The sequence below is a fragment of the Paralcaligenes ureilyticus genome (assembly GCF_004346225.1).
Taxonomy (GTDB): Bacteria; Pseudomonadota; Gammaproteobacteria; order Burkholderiales; family Burkholderiaceae_B; genus Paralcaligenes; species Paralcaligenes ureilyticus.
Genome location: NZ_SMAJ01000004.1, coordinates 76378 through 92391 on the forward strand (window position 1 = coordinate 76378; position 16014 = coordinate 92391).

11 protein-coding genes are annotated in these 16014 nt (G+C 59.3%); 9 read left to right on the plus strand and 2 right to left on the minus strand.

Translation table 11 applies throughout. The features are described from left to right. Positions 1 to 2: 2 nt before the first annotated feature. The 7 genes from atpG to EDC26_RS07210 all read left to right on the plus strand — a co-directional run bounded on the left by atpG (position 3) and on the right by EDC26_RS07210 (position 9506). Positions 3 to 914: a F0F1 ATP synthase subunit gamma gene (gene atpG, locus EDC26_RS07180; RefSeq protein ID WP_132580972.1), complete on the plus strand. Its 912-nt coding sequence runs from the start codon at positions 3 to 5 to the stop codon at positions 912 to 914. Between the two features lie 48 nt (positions 915 to 962). Next, a complete protein-coding gene (atpD, locus tag EDC26_RS07185; RefSeq protein WP_132580974.1) occupies positions 963 to 2384 on the plus strand; it encodes a F0F1 ATP synthase subunit beta in 1422 nt (473 codons plus the stop codon). A 9-nt stretch (positions 2385 to 2393) separates the two neighbouring features. Next, positions 2394 to 2822: a F0F1 ATP synthase subunit epsilon gene (locus tag EDC26_RS07190; protein ID WP_132580976.1), complete on the plus strand. Its 429-nt coding sequence runs from the start codon at positions 2394 to 2396 to the stop codon at positions 2820 to 2822. 272 nt (positions 2823 to 3094) lie between these two features. Beyond that, positions 3095 to 3898: a hypothetical protein gene (locus tag EDC26_RS07195; protein WP_243700827.1), complete on the plus strand. Its 804-nt coding sequence runs from the start codon at positions 3095 to 3097 to the stop codon at positions 3896 to 3898. 31 nt (positions 3899 to 3929) lie between these two features. Next, on the plus strand, positions 3930 to 5012 hold the full coding sequence (gene hemE, locus EDC26_RS07200) for a uroporphyrinogen decarboxylase (protein ID WP_132580978.1): 1083 nt from the start codon (positions 3930 to 3932) through the stop codon (positions 5010 to 5012). A 313-nt stretch (positions 5013 to 5325) separates the two neighbouring features. Continuing rightward, positions 5326 to 7419 (plus strand): primosomal protein N', encoded by a 2094-nt coding sequence (locus EDC26_RS07205; protein WP_132580980.1) that lies wholly within the window; start codon positions 5326 to 5328, stop codon positions 7417 to 7419. 5 nt (positions 7420 to 7424) lie between these two features. After that, positions 7425 to 9506, plus strand: a complete 2082-nt coding sequence (locus tag EDC26_RS07210; RefSeq protein WP_132580982.1) for a UvrD-helicase domain-containing protein — start codon at positions 7425 to 7427, stop codon at positions 9504 to 9506. A 234-nt stretch (positions 9507 to 9740) separates the two neighbouring features. On the opposite strand, the gene EDC26_RS07215 is transcribed toward EDC26_RS07210, so the two are convergent. Next, positions 9741 to 10031, minus strand: coding sequence for a hypothetical protein (locus EDC26_RS07215; RefSeq protein WP_132580984.1), 291 nt, complete (start codon positions 10029 to 10031; stop codon positions 9741 to 9743). 180 nt (positions 10032 to 10211) lie between these two features. Between EDC26_RS07215 and EDC26_RS07220 the strand changes: the two genes are divergently transcribed. Continuing rightward, a complete protein-coding gene (locus EDC26_RS07220) occupies positions 10212 to 11438 on the plus strand; it encodes a CaiB/BaiF CoA transferase family protein (RefSeq protein WP_132580986.1) in 1227 nt (408 codons plus the stop codon). Positions 11439 to 11458: 20 nt separating this feature from the next. Then, positions 11459 to 12991: a 3-hydroxyacyl-CoA dehydrogenase gene (locus EDC26_RS07225; protein WP_132580988.1), complete on the plus strand. Its 1533-nt coding sequence runs from the start codon at positions 11459 to 11461 to the stop codon at positions 12989 to 12991. Here EDC26_RS07225 and EDC26_RS07230 read toward each other — a convergent pair. Beyond that, positions 12943 to 16008, minus strand: a complete 3066-nt coding sequence (locus tag EDC26_RS07230; protein WP_132580990.1) for an efflux RND transporter permease subunit — start codon at positions 16006 to 16008, stop codon at positions 12943 to 12945. The genes EDC26_RS07225 and EDC26_RS07230 overlap by 49 nt on opposite strands. Positions 16009 to 16014: the final 6 nt, after the last annotated feature.

Genomic DNA, 16014 nt, shown 5'->3' on the forward strand with positions numbered 1-16014 from the left:
CAATGCCCGGAATCAAGGAAATCCGAACCAAGATCAAGAGCGTGCAAAACACGCGCAAGATCACCAAAGCCATGGAGATGGTGGCGGCTTCTAAAATGCGCAAGGCGCAGGAAAGAATGCGCGCCGGCCGTCCCTATGCGACAAAAGTGCGCGAGGTTGCCGCCCACTTGATGCAGGCGCATCCCGATTACCGCCATCCTTATACGGTGGAGCCCGGCAGTTTGAGGGCGGTCGGCATCGTGGTTGTGTCGACCGACAAGGGTCTGTGCGGCGGCTTGAACACCAACATCATGCGTTTGGTGCTGGCCCGCATGCGCGAGTTCGAGCACAAGGGCGTGAAGGTACAAGTGACGGCCCTGGGTAGTAAAAGCGCCGGGCTTTTGTCGCGCGTCAATGCAAATCTGGTGTCGCAAGAGGTGCAGTTGGGCGACGCACCCAACCTCGAACGCCTGATAGGCGCTGTCAAGGTTCAGATCGATGCGTTTGTCGACGGCAAGGTCGATGCGGTTTATCTTGCGACGAATCGTTTCGTCAACACCATGAAGCAAGATCCCAGCTTTATCCGGCTCTTGCCTTTGCCCAGCGTGCTCGCAGACCCCTTCCAGACCGAAGTCGTCGCCAGCGAAGACGAGCAAAACGTGGTGAAGTCGACGTTCGGCTGGGACTATCTGTACGAGCCCGACGCCAGAACCGTCATCGACGAATTGTTGATGCGCTACGTAGAAGGCCTGGTGTATCAGGCTGTCGCGGAAAACATGGCCTCCGAGCAATCGGCTCGCATGGTCGCCATGAAGGCGGCCTCGGACAATGCCAAGAAAGTCATCGGCGATCTGCAACTGGTTTACAACAAAACCCGCCAGGCCGCCATTACCAAAGAAATTTCAGAAATCGTGGGGGGCGCTGCCGCTGTTTAATGTTTAAAACAGCAGCATCCCGTCAAAGACATATAGCAAGGACTAGACATGAGTAACGGTACCATCGTTCAGTGCATCGGCGCCGTGGTGGACATTCAGTTCCCCCGCGATCATATGCCCAAAATCTATGCCGCTCTTACGCTGGCTGACGAGAGTTCGGCGTTTGCCGAAAAAGGGCTTACCTTTGAAGTGCAGCAACAATTGGGCGATGGCGTCGTGCGCACCATTGCCATGGGTTCATCGGACGGCTTGCGCCGTGGGATGGCCGTAACCGATACGGGCGCGCCGATTTCGGTGCCCGTGGGCATGGGCACTTTGGGCCGCATCATGGATGTGCTGGGTCGCCCCATCGACGACGCCGGCCCGATCGATTCGACCGAGCTTCGTTCCATTCACCAGCATGCGCCGCGTTTCGAAGATCTTTCGCCCTCGGTCGAGCTGCTTGAAACCGGGATCAAGGTGATCGATCTGGTATGCCCCTTTGCCAAAGGCGGCAAGGTGGGCCTGTTCGGTGGCGCCGGGGTCGGCAAGACCGTCAACATGCTCGAACTGATCAACAACATCGCCAAACAGCACAGCGGCTTGTCGGTGTTTGCCGGCGTGGGTGAGCGCACTCGCGAAGGTAATGACTTCTATCACGAGATGGCCGAAGCCGGCGTCATCAAGCTCGATAACCTGGCCGAATCCAAGGTGGCCATGGTGTTCGGTCAAATGAACGAGCCCCCGGGCAATCGTCTGCGTGTGGCCTTGTCGGGTCTGACCATGGCCGAGAAGTTCCGCGACGAAGGGCGCGACATCCTGTTCTTTGTCGATAATATTTATCGCTACACGTTGGCCGGGACCGAAGTATCGGCGCTGCTGGGCCGTATGCCGTCAGCCGTGGGTTATCAGCCTACACTGGCCGAAGAAATGGGCAAGCTGCAAGAGCGCATTACTTCGACCAAGACAGGTTCTATCACGTCCATCCAGGCCGTTTACGTGCCCGCCGATGACTTGACCGATCCGTCGCCTGCGACCACTTTCCAGCATCTGGATTCCACCGTTGTGTTGTCGCGCGACATCGCCGCCCTGGGTATTTACCCTGCGGTCGATCCGCTGGACTCCACCAGCCGTCAGCTTGATCCCCAAGTGGTGGGCGAAGAGCACTACAACGTGGCTCGCGGTGTGCAGCAAACATTGCAACGCTATAAAGAGTTGCGCGACATTATTGCGATTCTGGGTATGGACGAGTTGTCGCCTGACGACAAGCAGGCGGTGGCTCGCGCTCGTAAAATTCAGCGCTTCCTGTCGCAGCCTTTCCACGTGGCCGAAGTGTTTACCGGCGCACCGGGCAAGTTTGTGCCGCTGGCGGAAACCTTGCGCGGCTTCAAGATGATTGTCGAAGGCGAGTGCGATGCACTGCCCGAGCAGGCGTTCTACATGGTCGGGTCTATCGACGAAGCCTTCGAGAAAGCCAAAAAACTGCAATAAGGATTACACATGGCCAATTTGCACGTTGACGTCGTCAGTGCCGAGCGCACGATCTTTACCGGTGAGGCGAAATTTGTCGTCTTGCCCGGCGAGTCGGGCGAGCTGGGCATTTTGCCCGGCCACGCTCCGCTTATCTCGCGCATCAATCACGGTATCATCAAGATCGTGTTGGCTGACGATAAGGGCGAAGAAAGCATCTTCGTCGCGGGCGGCATTCTCGAGGTTCAGCCAGGGCTGGTTACGGTCTTGTCCGACACGGCAATCCGTGCCGCCGATCTCGACGAAGCCAAGGCGCTCGAGGCGCGCAACCGTGCCGAAGATACCTTGCGCAATACCAAGGACAAGGCCGACATGGCCGTCGTCGAGGCCGAGCTCGCCATGCTGGCCGCCCAGGCCGCTGCTGCACGCAAGCTTCGTCAAGGACGCCAATCGCATTAATTGGTACCGTGTGGCGGCACCCTTTGGTAGCGGCACCCCTAGTGGGTGCCGTTTTTCTATAACCTCAGCGCTCATGGCAGCCACAAGGGCTGCCACTACAAGCGGCGGATATGTTGTAGCGGCGACCCTTGTGGTCGCCATCCCCCTATCTTGTTTTGCATCCACCGAATATGCGTACTTCCCGAGAGGTGGATTTCACTAATTGCCGCGCCTGGCGCCTCTTGCTTATCCTTCGCCTATCGGTCTCATCACCCCAAGAAAAGGAGAAAGTCATGAGAGAGCGGTTAGATTGCGCTGTGCTGAGCACACCCGAAGCATACGAATGGGCGAGCTCCTGGATAGGCTGCCATGCAGGCGGCCGTCTGTACATACAAGCGCTCGATGGTCAGCCTGATTCGGCCCGCCTAGATTCCTGTCGCGCGCTGGCCGATGCGGCCATGCACTTGCGCCGCTACGACGTATGCCTGGTGCCGGTGTCCGAGTCCAATCTGGCCTGGGTCCGCACTGCCTTGCAGGCCGCGCAAACTGTTTTGCAAACACCCGTCATGGCTCTGGTGCGCCAGTTGAAGGCCGCCGCCCTGAACGATTTGTACACCCTTGGCCTGGCCGATTTCGTGCGCGACCCCATCTGCCCTGAGGAGCTACGGGTGCGCATTGAACAGTTGCTCGACGAACGCCGTTATCCCGTACGCGACTCTCCGGCAAGCGCCCTCAGAGAGACGCAAGCCCCTTATCCGGTCGGTGTCAGGCCGGACGAAACACCGCAGGAAAAAGCGCTGTGCGCAACCATCCTGGGCCGCAGCGGGCACGAGCTCGAGGCCTATGCCATTGCGACGGCATCACGCTGCGCTACATCGAAAGAATCGTTTCGGGCGGCGAAAAGCAAGGTAGTCGAACGATTCGAACGCGCCTATATCGCTGCCGCTCTGGGGCGGCATTCGGGCAATATTGCCATGGCGGCACGCGCGGCGCAAAAGCACCGGCGTGCTTTCTGGGCCCTGATGCGCAAGCACGAGATCGACGCCGCGCCCTATCGCACCGAATCGCCACCCCCGCTGCGCGCGCCAGACGGGTAAAATCAGGCCTGTTTTCAAATAAGGATAGCCGGTGTCTTTGCCTACTCTGAAAAACGATGTGTTCTTGCGCGCGCTTATGCGCGAACCTGTACCGTATACGCCGTTATGGCTGATGCGCCAGGCGGGCCGTTATTTGCCCGAATACAATCAGACCCGGGCACGGGCAGGCTCCTTCATGGCGCTGGCGCAAAATCCCGAGCTGGCCTGTGAGGTCACGCTGCAACCTTTGCAGCGCTTCGATCTTGACGCCGCCATTTTGTTTTCCGACATTTTGACCGTGCCCCACGCCATGGGGCTCGGGCTGGATTTTCTGGAAGGGGAAGGCCCGCGCTTTGCCCGTCCTTTGCGAACCGAAGGCGATGTCGAAAAACTGGCCGTACCCGACATGTCGCGCTTGCAGTATGTGTTTGATGCGGTCGCGCTAATACGTCGCGAACTGGCTGGCAAGGCGCCTCTTATAGGCTTTGCCGGCAGCCCGTGGACCATAGGCTGTTATATGGTCGAGGGGCAGGGGAGCGATGATTATCGGCTGATTAAAGGCATGTTGTATAGTCGGCCCGATTTGCTGCATCGCGTACTCGAAATCAATGCGCAGGCGACCACCCTGTACCTGAATGCCCAGATCGACGCGGGCGCCCAGGCGGTGATGGTTTTCGATAGTTGGGGCGGGGTGCTTGCCGATGGCCTTTTCCAGGAGTTCTCGCTGGCTTATACCCGTAAGGTGGTGCAAGGCCTTACACGCTGGCATGACGGCCGGGCCGTTCCTGTTATTGTGTTCACCAAGGGCGGTGGCCAATGGCTCGAAGAAATAGCGGCCTGTGGCTGCGATGCGGTCGGGCTCGACTGGACGGTCAACCTGGGTCGGGCTCGTCAGCGCACAGCCGATAGCGTTGCGTTTCAGGGCAACCTTGATCCGATGGCGCTATTTGGCGGCGAATCGGCGATTCGCGCCCAGGCGCGCCGGGTCATGGACGATTTCGGGCCTGTGCAACAAGGTGGCCATGTGTTCAACCTGGGGCACGGTATTTCTCGTTACACGCCGCCCGAGGCCGTGTCGATTCTGACCGACGAGGTTCACCGCTACAGCGTATCCAAACACTCAGCGCCTCTATAGCCGTCGATCAAGGCAACTATTTTGCACGGTGACCCCGAAGGTTGTACACATAATTTTATTGCCCTGCACAAATTGCGGCGGCTTGTTAGTTACCCTTTTGCTTTGCTCCGTAAATAGTTGTTTTGTATACGTAAATCGTTATTTTCACTTATTTTTGGCCGGGTTTGATATTTACGGTGATTGACTTTTTAAAAGTAGTTGCTCCGATTTTCCACAAAGTTATCCACAGGCTTGGGTCTGAATATGGAGGATGGCGTATTTACAAGTGTTCCGCGCTTTACTTAATAAGTCACTTTAAGTTTGGCGCTCCGGCATGACAATAAACGAGCACGAGCCCGATGTTTTCGAGGCCGGCGTCGCCACGGTATGCTGGCTGCGCGTGGCGCTCGATGTCCCTCTGCCGGGTCTGTTTGATTATTCCTCCGATCACGCAGTGGCCGTCGGCACGCGGGTCATTGTGTCGTTTGGGCGTCGCAACATGGTGGGAATCGTGGTTGAAACGCCGCATGCGCCCACGATCGATGCGAGTCGGGTGAAAGCCATTGCTCAGGTACTGGATGATTTACCGCCCCTGCCCGCCGACTGGATGCGGTTGGCTAAATTTGCCTCTCAGTATTACCAGCGGCCCTTGGGGGAGGTGATGCTGCCTGCCTTGCCGGCGGGTCTGCGCAAGGTCGCAGCCTATCAGGGCAAACGTGCGGCCGGCGGGCCGGTGCACCGTATAGATAAACGTGCGGCGTCCGTAGTGGAGGCGATCGCAGCCGATCACATCCCGCCCTTGAACGCGCAGCAAGCCGATGCCGTGCGCATCATTAACGAGCAGCGGGGCCACCAAACGCTGTTGTTGCACGGCGTCACGGGTAGCGGCAAGACTGAAGTCTATATGCATGCGGCCCAGGCGGTATTGGCGCAGGGGCTGCAGGTTTTGCTCATGGTGCCCGAAATCAATTTGACTCCGCAGCTCGAGCATTCCCTGCGTGCCCGCCTGGCGGCGCTGGCCGGCGTTGATGCCCTGGCGGTTTTGCACAGCGGGCTGGCCGAGGGCGAGCGTCTGCGGGCCTGGCTCAGTGTTCAGCGCGGCCATGCCCAGGTGTTGTTGGGCACGCGTCTGGCGATCTTTACGCCCATGCCCAAGCTTGGGCTGATTATTGTCGACGAAGAGCACGATGCCTCATACAAACAACAGGATGGCTTGCGGTATTCGGCCCGCGATCTGGCCGTCTGGCGCGCGCACGACAGGCAGGTGCCGGTCATTCTGGGGTCGGCCACGCCGTCGCTGGAGTCCTGGTACCACACCGAGCGCGGCCATTACCTGAAACTGTCCCTGCCGCATCGCGCTCGTCCCGTCGATTTGCCCGTGGTGAAGCTGGTCGATACTCGCCGGTTGGCCTTGCAGCAAGGTTTTTCCCCACAATTGCTCGAGGCCATTGGCGAGCGCCTTGACCGCGGCGAGCAGGCGCTGGTTTTCCTGAATCGGCGCGGCTATGCCCCGGTTTTGAATTGCGGTTCTTGCGGCTGGGTAAGCCAGTGTCCGCGATGCAGCGCATACACGGTGCTGCATCGCGGCGGCGGGCGCAACTACCGTTTGCAGTGTCATCATTGCGGCCATCAGGAGCAGGCGCCGCGGGCGTGTCCCGAATGCGGCGACCAGGATCTGCACCCCATGGGGCGCGGCACGCAACGCGTTGAAGAACATTTGGCTCAATGGTTTCCAAAGGCGCGGATAGCCCGCATCGACGCCGACAGCACTCGTCTCAAAGGCAGTGCGGCGGCCTTGTTTGCCCGCGTGCATGCCGGGGAGTTTGATTTACTGGTAGGAACCCAGATGGTTGCCAAAGGTCACGACTTTGCCAATTTGGGTCTGGTCGGCGTATTGAACGCCGATGCCATGCTGTTTGCCCAGGATTTTCGGGCACCGGAGCGTTTGTTTGCACAACTGATGCAAGTGGCGGGCCGCGCCGGCCGTCATGTGCAGGGAGGCCAGGTGATCATCCAGACCGATTATCCCGAGCAGCCTGTCTATCAGGCCCTGGTACGGCACGATTACGCGGGGTTTGCCCAGTACAGTTTGGCCGAGCGCGAGTCGATAGGTCTGCCGCCCTATGCCTTTCAGGCCTTGCTGACGGCCGAAGCCCGCGAGCTGAATCAGGCGCTGGCATTTCTGGCGCAAGCCCGTACGCTGTTGCAGGAACAGGCCGGTGCAGACGCCTCGGGCTTGACGCTGTACGACCCGGTGCCTTTGCGTGTGGTGCGCGTGGCCGATATCGAGCGTGCTCAATTACTGGTTGAGAGCCGCCGCCGCCCGGTCTTGCAAGTTTTCCTGGCTCAGTGGTCGGCCGCCTTGCCGGCGCTTGCCGCACAAGCGCGCGTGCGTTATCAGCTGGAAGTCGATCCTCTGGAAATCTAGCCAACATGTCTCCTGGTCATACACTCGCTACGGATTTGAATGCGGTGCAGCGCGAAGCGGTGCTGTATTTGAATGGCCCCTGCCTGGTGCTGGCAGGCGCGGGCAGCGGCAAGACGCGAGTGATCACGCAAAAGATCGCCTACCTCTTGCGCGAGTGCGGCTATATGGGGCGGCATGTCGTGGCGCTGACCTTTACCAACAAGGCCGCCCGCGAAATGGCCGAGCGGGTTAAGACCCTGGTCGACGGCAAGCTGGCCAAAGGCCTGACGGTCAGCACCTTTCATTCGCTGGGCGTACGTTTTCTGCGTGAAGAGGCCAAGTACCTGGGGCTCAAGCCCCAGTTTTCCATCCTCGACGCTCACGACGCATTGGCGATCATCCAGGAGATGCTGGCCACAACCGACAAGGGGCGATTGCGCGCGGTGCAGCAAACGATTTCGCTGTGGAAGAACGCGCTCATGGATCCGGACGCGGCCGCGCTGGCGGCGTTGACCCCGGGCGAGATCGAAGCCGCCAATATCTATCGAAGTTACAACGCGACCCTGGCGGCTTATCAATCGGTGGATTTTGATGACCTGATTCGCTTGCCTGCGCTGTTGCTGGCAGAAAATGCCCAGGTGCGCGAGCGCTGGCAGGCGCGCGTCCAGTATCTGTTGGTCGATGAATACCAGGACACGAATTTGTGTCAGTATCGGCTGGTGCAGTGCTTAAGCGGCCAGCGCGCCATGTTTACGGCAGTGGGTGACGATGATCAGGCCATTTATGCCTGGCGCGGCGCCACTGTCGAAAATCTGGCTAAACTCACCACCGATTATCCGGCGCTCAAAATCATCAAGCTGGAACAGAATTACCGCTCGGTGCAGCGGATTTTATCGGCGGCCAATCAGGTCATCAGCAAAAATCCGAATCTGTTCGGCAAGAAGCTATGGTCCGATCTGGGTGTGGGCGAACCCATACAAGTAACTTCCATGGACAACGAAGAGACCGAGGCCGAGTCGATTGCCGTGCGTATTTCGGCGGCGCGTTTCGAGCGGCATGCCCAATGGCGCGATTTTGCGGTGCTGTATCGCAGCAACCACCAGGCGCGTGCGCTGGAACAGGCGCTGCGAAATCTGCGGATTCCCTACACGATTTCGGGCGGCCAGAGCTTTTTTGAAAAGGCTGAGATCCGCGATATTCTGGCCTATCTGCGGTTGGTGGCCAATGACGATGACGATCCGGCGTTCATTCGCGCCGTGACGACACCGCGGCGCGGAATTGGCCAGGCTACCTTGCAAACGCTGGGGCAGTTTGCCGTGGAGCGCCAGACCTCCTTGTTTACGGCGTTGTTTGAAATCGGCGCGACAGAGCGTTTGGCCGTCAAGCAACTGGAGCCTTTGCAGGTTTTTGGCGCTTTCATTCAGCGCATTCAGTGGCGAGCCGGGCGCGGCCAGGATAACGCGCCGTCGAAGGCTGCAAAGCCGGCCGAGGCGGCCGGCCCGATCCTGGATGATCTGCTGGGTGCAATCCAGTACGAACGTTATTTGTATGACACCCTGGAAGAACGGCCCGCGCAGACCCGCTGGCAGAACGTGCTGGAGCTGCTGGGCTGGCTCAAGCGCAAGGCCGACGAAGATGGTTTAAGTCTGCTTGAACTGGTGCAGCATGTGGCCCTGGTGACGATGCTCGAGCGTAGCGACGACGAGGACCCCGACGCGGTCAAGCTGTCGACGATGCATGCATCCAAGGGCCTCGAATATCCGCATGTCTATATTGCGGGTGTGGAAGAGGGGCTGTTGCCGCATATGGGCCGCGACGAAGAAGATGGCGACCCCGCCCGGGCGGCCGAGTCGCTGGCGCAGCGCATCCAGGAAGAACGGCGTTTGATGTACGTGGGCATTACCCGTGCGCAACGCAGCTTGCATCTGACCTGGTGCAAAAAACGCCGCCGGGCGCGGGAAGACGTGGTGCGCGAGCCCTCGCGCTTTATTGAAGAGATGGGCCTGGGTGAAGTGAAGCTACAAGAGGATCCGGCCACGCAGGCGCTAAGCCCGAGGCAGCGCCTGGGGATGCTCAAGGAGCTGTTGAGCAAGGCGGGTTCGGCTTAAGGACGTTTTTGTAGCGGCACCAACATTTGTGGCGACACCAACGTTTGTAGCGACACCAACATTTGTAGCGACACCAACATTTGTAGCGACACCCCTTGTGGGTGTCATCGGCGCAATAACCACCTGCACCCCGTTCAGCAAAAATGGCAGCCACGAGGGCTGCCACTACACCATGAACGAAATGGCAGCCACAAGGGCTGCCACTACGTTATTCACGATCTGTTTTTGTCGTATTTACGCCAAGCCGGTTCCGGGACGGACGTCGCGGTTTTCCCATTGGGGGCTGGTGTAGTAACCATTGCGTGCGCGTACTTCGGCCATGAGCATGCTCACTTCCGAGCAGAAGTCCATATAGCTGATGACGCCGGCCTTGATTTTGGAGAACACGGATTTGCTCGTGGCAAATACCGATTTGGCCATGTCGACAATCGAAAACGGCTCGCCGCAGCTCAGTGCGTCGCGCATAAGATTGCGCTCGAGCGAATCGCTTAAACGTGTGTATTGGTAATAAGTAATGCTGGGCATTTGAATACCTGACTCATGATTTGTTCTGACAGGTGTCATTATAGGGTTAACCCCTAATTTAAATCAAGGGTTAACCCTTAATATCTTTATTCTGTTGTGTTTACCCTATGGGCTGGCCTTAAACATCAGCGGCGAGATAAGGCACAATAGGCCTTTTATCTGAATGGCCCGCGAATTGTTATGGCAATACGTCCCGCTCCATTAACTGGCATACGTGTGCTGGACCTGACCCGGGTTCTGGCCGGGCCATGGTGTACCCAGAATCTGGCTGACCTGGGGGCCGAAGTCATCAAGATCGAGCGCCCGGGTTCGGGCGACGACACTCGCGGCTGGGGGCCCCCGTACGTCAAGGACCAAAATGGTCACGACACGACGGAAGCGGCCTATTACGCGTCGGCCAATCGCAACAAGCTGTCGGTGGCGCTTGATATTGCAAGCGAGCAGGGCGCCGGCCTGATCCGCGAACTGGCCCGGCAGTGCGATATCCTGGTCGAAAATTTCAAGGTTGGAGGCTTGCGCAAGTATGGCCTCGATTATGAAAGCATCAAGGAGATTAATCCGGCCTTGATCTACTGCTCCATTACAGGCTTTGGGCAGACGGGCCCCTATGCCGGCCGGCCCGGCTACGACTTCATGATCCAGGGCATGGGCGGGCTCATGAGCATTACCGGCGAACGCGACGATCTGCCCGGCGGCGGGCCGCAAAAAGCGGGTGTGGCGGTCGCCGACTTGATGACCGGCATGTATTCCACGGTGGGGATTCTGGCCGCCTTGCACGAACGCACGCGTAGCGGCCTGGGTCAATACATCGATATGGCCTTGCTGGATTGCCAGGTGGCCATGCTGGCCAATCAGAATCTGAATTACATGACCACCGGGGTGGCGCCCAAGCGGGCCGGCAATGCCCATCAGAACCTGGTGCCGTATCAGGTCTTTACCGCCGCCGACGGCCACCTGATTGTGGCGGTCGGCAATGATTCCCAGTTCAGGGCGTATAGCCGGGTGATAGGCCGTCCGGGCCTGGCCGAAGATGTGCGTTTCATGACGAATTCGAATCGGGTGATCAATCGCGAGGTACTGGTGCCCATGCTGGTCGAGGCCATGAAGACACAGGCGCGTGATTACTGGCTGGCCGAGCTTGAGAAGGCGGGCGTTCCCGCCGGGCCCATCAACACGATGGACCAGGTTTACCAGGATCCGCAGGTGCAGTCGCGCGGCATGCAGATATCGCTGCCTCATGGCAGCGCAGGGCAAGCCCCCGTCGGGGCCAGCCCATTGCGGCTGTCGGGCAGCCCCGTCAATTACCGTCATGCGGCACCCCTGCTGGGCGAGCATACCGAGCAGGTGCTGCGTGAGCGCCTGGGTTTGTCGGAAGCAGAAATTCAACAATTAGTCGGCCGGCGGTAGAACGTCAGGAGCAGATTTAAATGAAAAGCATCAGAACCATCGGCATTGTGGGCGCGGGCGCCATGGGGCGCGGCATTGCGCAAATTGCCGCCCAGGCCGGCCATACGGTCTTGTTGTTCGACCTGAATGCCGAGGCCGTGGCCGCTGCGCGGGAAAACCTGCGAGAAATCTGGAACAAATTGTCGGCCAAAGGCAAAATCGCGCCGGATGTGGCGCTTGCATCCTTGGAGCGAGTGCGCGCGTGCACGGATTTGCAAGCATTGAGTCAGGCCGATTTGGTGATCGAGGCAGTGGTCGAACGGCTGGACGTCAAGCGCGAATTGTTTGAGAAGCTCGAGAGCATCGTGTCTGAAGACTGCCTGCTCGCCTCCAACACCTCATCTCTGTCCATTACCTCGATTGCCGCCGCCTGCGTGCGTCCGCAGCGTGTGGTGGGTTACCATTTTTTCAACCCCGTGCCGCTGATGAAAGTGGTCGAGGTCATTGATGGCCTGCGCACCGAGCGCGAAGCGGGCGACGCGTTAATGGCCCTGGCACGCGATATGGGGCATACGCCCGTGCGTGCCAAAGATATGCCGGGGTTTGTGGTGAACCACGCCGGGCGCGGCATGAATATCGAAGGCTTGCGCCTGGCCCAGGAGTCCGTCGCGCCGTTTTATCAGATCGATGCCATCATGCGCGACCAGGCGGGTTTTCGTATGGGGCCTTTTGAACTGCTTGACCTGACTGCCCTGGATGTTTCGCATCCGGTCATGGAGTCGATTTACCGGCAGTTCTATGATGAACCCCGTTTTCGCCCGTCGCCGATTACCGCCGTGCGGTATGCCGGCAAAATGCTCGGCCGCAAGGTCGGAGAAGGTTTTTATCGCTATGCCGATGGGCACAAGCAAGTGCCCGATGAGCCGGCGGTGCCGCCCCTGCCGGCAGGGCTGAAAGTATGGCTGGCCCCGTATCATCCGGTGGGGCACAAGCGCGCGGCCGCTTTGTTGAAGGCCTTGAATGTTGATCTGGTGGCCAGCAACGAGGCGCCCGACGATGCCTTGATTATGGTGACGCCTTTTGGCGAAGATACCGCAACCGTGGTGGGCGCCTATCAGCTCGATGGTCGCCGCACGGTAGCGCTGGACACCTTTTTTGGCCTGGCGCCCGGCAAGCGGCGTGTGCTGATGTGTTCGCCCGCCACCGAACCCAGGTGGCGCGACGCGGCGCACGCCTTGTTTGCATCGGATGGCACGGCGGTATCGGTGATCGACGATTCGGCCGGGTTCGTCGGGCAACGCATGGTGGCTACCATCATCAATGTAGCCGCCGATATCGCCCAACAATCGATCGCCACGCCCCACGACATCGATCTGGCCGTGTCCTTGGGGCTGGGCTACCCCAAAGGGCCATTGTCCATGGGCGATGGCCTGGGCGCAGCGCATATCCTGGATATACTGCGCGCCATGTACCGCGTCACCGGCGACGATCGCTACCGGGCCAGCCTGTGGCTGCAACGGCGCGTTCAACTGGGTATGTCACTGCTGGCGAATGCCTCCTGCTCTGCCTCGTGATGATGAGTGGTGCCGATGAACATGTACATGGCGGGCACCATAAGTAGAGTCAATATGGTGCCGATCGAGAGGCCCGCGAAAATGACCAGGCCCATGTCGTGACGCCCGGCCGCACCGGCGCCGGACGCCCACACGAGCGGCACGACGCCCAAGACCATTGCCGCTGTCGTCATCAGGATTGGCCGTAGGCGCACCGACGCCGCTTCTTCAATGGCCTCGCGCTTGCTGCGGCCCGAGCGTTGCAGTTCGTTGGCAAACTGAACGATCAGGATCCCGTGTTTCGTGATGAGCCCAAGGAGTGTCACGAGACCCACCTGTGTGTACACGTTGATGGAAGCGAAGCCCATTGTGATGAATGCCAGCGCGCCAAAGAGCGCCGGTGGCACAGAAAACAGGATCACGATAGGGTCCCGGAAGCTCTCGAACTGGAAAGCCAGCGCAAGATAGACGATGAGAATCGAGAACAGGAGGAGGCCGACGAATCCGCCGGACTCCTGCATGAACTGACGCGACTCGCCCGCGTAGTCGGCCGTGTATCCCGACGGGGCGACCTTTTGCAGAATCGTGTTCAGTTTCGTCAGCAGCTCGCCTTGGGACAATCCGCTAACCCCTGCAATGGTGGCCGAGTTGAGTTGCTGGAAGTGGTTGATCGATTCCGGCTGCACCGATGTTTCAATATGCGCCACCGTACGAGCGGGAATCATCGTCCCCGATGGAGTCCGGATGTAGTAGTTCAGAACTTGGTCGGGGTTGAGGCGGTCGACCTGCAGCACCTGCGGGATCACTTTGTATGACCGTCCGGCGGTCGAGAAGTAGTTGACGTAGTTGCCGCCCAGCGCGGCCGACAGCGCCGCGCCGACATCCGCCTCGGTCATCCCCAGGGCGGCGATCTTCTCCCGGTCGACGACGAGCTTGGCTTGCGGCTTGTCGAGCTTCAAGTCGACATCCGCGAACCAGAAAAGTTGTTCTTTTAGAGCCTCGGCCAAGACCGCCTGGGCGACTTCATTCAAGTTCTGGATGGGTTCTGTCGTGGTAATGACGAACTGGACCGGCAAGCCCTGGGAACCCGGCAACGACGGCAGGGGAAAGGCGGCAATCTTCGCGCCTGCCACCTGGTTCCATTTTTGCTGAAGGTCCATGATCACTTCTGCCTGGGATCGGCTGCGCTCTCCCCAGGGCTTGAGCAGAACCCCGCCCAGCCCTTGATTGAGCGATGGCACGCCCGTCAGCTGGAACATCTGCTCATATTCAGGCTCCTTGCGCGCGATCTTGAATGCCTGGTCGGCAAGCGTCTCCATCTGCTGGGGCGAGGCGGTGGGTGCTCCCTTGATCTGCATGAACACCAGCCCTTGGTCCTCGGTCGGAGAGAGCTCGCTCTTGGCAGTCATGCCGCTGGCTGCCACGAGAATGAACAGAACAAAGCCAAAGGTCACCAGCACCGGCCATACATTCAGCCCCCTCGAAAGCACCCGGCGGTACCGGCTGCGTAGCCAGTCAAAGTAGTGATCGAGCCGGCGCGCGAATCGCCCCTCTTCCTTCCCTGGCCTGAATAGCCGCGAGGTCATCATGGGAGAGAGGGTCAGCGCCACCACGCCCGACACGGTCACAGCGCCGGCCAGCGAGAAGCAGAACTCCTTGAAGAGTGCGCCGGTGAGGCCGCTGCGCAGCCCAATGGGCACATACGCGGCAATCAGCACGGCGGTCATGGCGACGATGGGTCCGCCGAGTTCCCGTGCCGCGATGAGCGCAGCCTCCAGCACCCCTTTGCCTTCTTCCTTGATGTGGCGGTCGACGTTTTCGACCACAATAATGGCGTCGTCAACGACAAGGCCGATTGCAAGCACCAGTGCGAGAAGCGTGAGGAGGTTAATGGAGTATCCGAGCAGGAACATGATGAAGAATGTTCCAACGAGCGAAAGCGGTATCGCTACCAGCGGGACAATCACGGCTCGAAACGAGCCGAGGAACAGGTAGATGACGATCGAGACGATGAGCATGGCCTCGGCCAGCGTCTTGACGACTTCGTAGATCGAAGTATTGATGAATTCCGTGGAGTCGTAGACGATATTGCCGCGAACGCCTGCCGGCAATTGAGACTGCAGATCGGGAAACGCTTTGCGTACGCTTTCGGCGACGGTCAGGATATTGGCATTGGGCGCTACTTTGATACCGATGAACACGGAGCGTTTGCCGGAGAAGGCAACGCTGGTGTTGTAGTCCTCCGCACCCAGTGTGACATTGGCGACATCTTCCAGATGCACAAGCGCGTCGCCGTTGTGCTTGACGACGAGCCGCTTGAACTCGACCACACTGTGCAGATCGGTTCCGGCGGTCAGATCGACCGTCACCATCTGCCCTTTTGTCGAGCCGACTGCGGATAAATAGTTGTTGTTCGTCAAGGCCGTGGAAACGTCCTGTGCCGTAACGTTGTGGGCGGCCAGCTTGCTCGGGTCCAGCCAGGCGCGAAGGGCGAATTGACGCCCCCCGAGAATCTCCGCGGTCTGCACGCCTTCGATCGAATCGAGTTTGGGCTTGACGACCCGCACAAGGTAATCGGTGATGTTGTTCGTGGGGATGACATCGCTGAAGAAACCCAGATACATCGCGTCCGTGGTCTGCCCAACCGCTACGGTCAGCACCGGTTGCTGGGCCTGCGCCGGGAGCTGATTCTTCACCGAGTTGATCTGAGTGTTGATCTCGGTCAGTGCCTTGCTGGAGTCGTAGTTGAGCCGCAGCGTCGCCGTAATTATCGAGACCCCTGTGATACTGGATGAGGACAGGTAATCGATGCCCTGCGCCTGTGCAATGGCCGATTCGAGTGGTTGTGTGATAAAGCCGGCAACCGTGGCCGCGTCCGCGCCGTAGTAGCTGGTCGTAATGGTGACCACCGTATTTTCGGTGCGTGGCCACTGATTGACGGGCAGCTCGGAGATCGATCGCAAACCCAGTATCAGGATAAGCATCGAGATAACGATGGCCCAGACCGGTCGCTTGATGAAGGTATCGGTAAATTTCATGGGAGA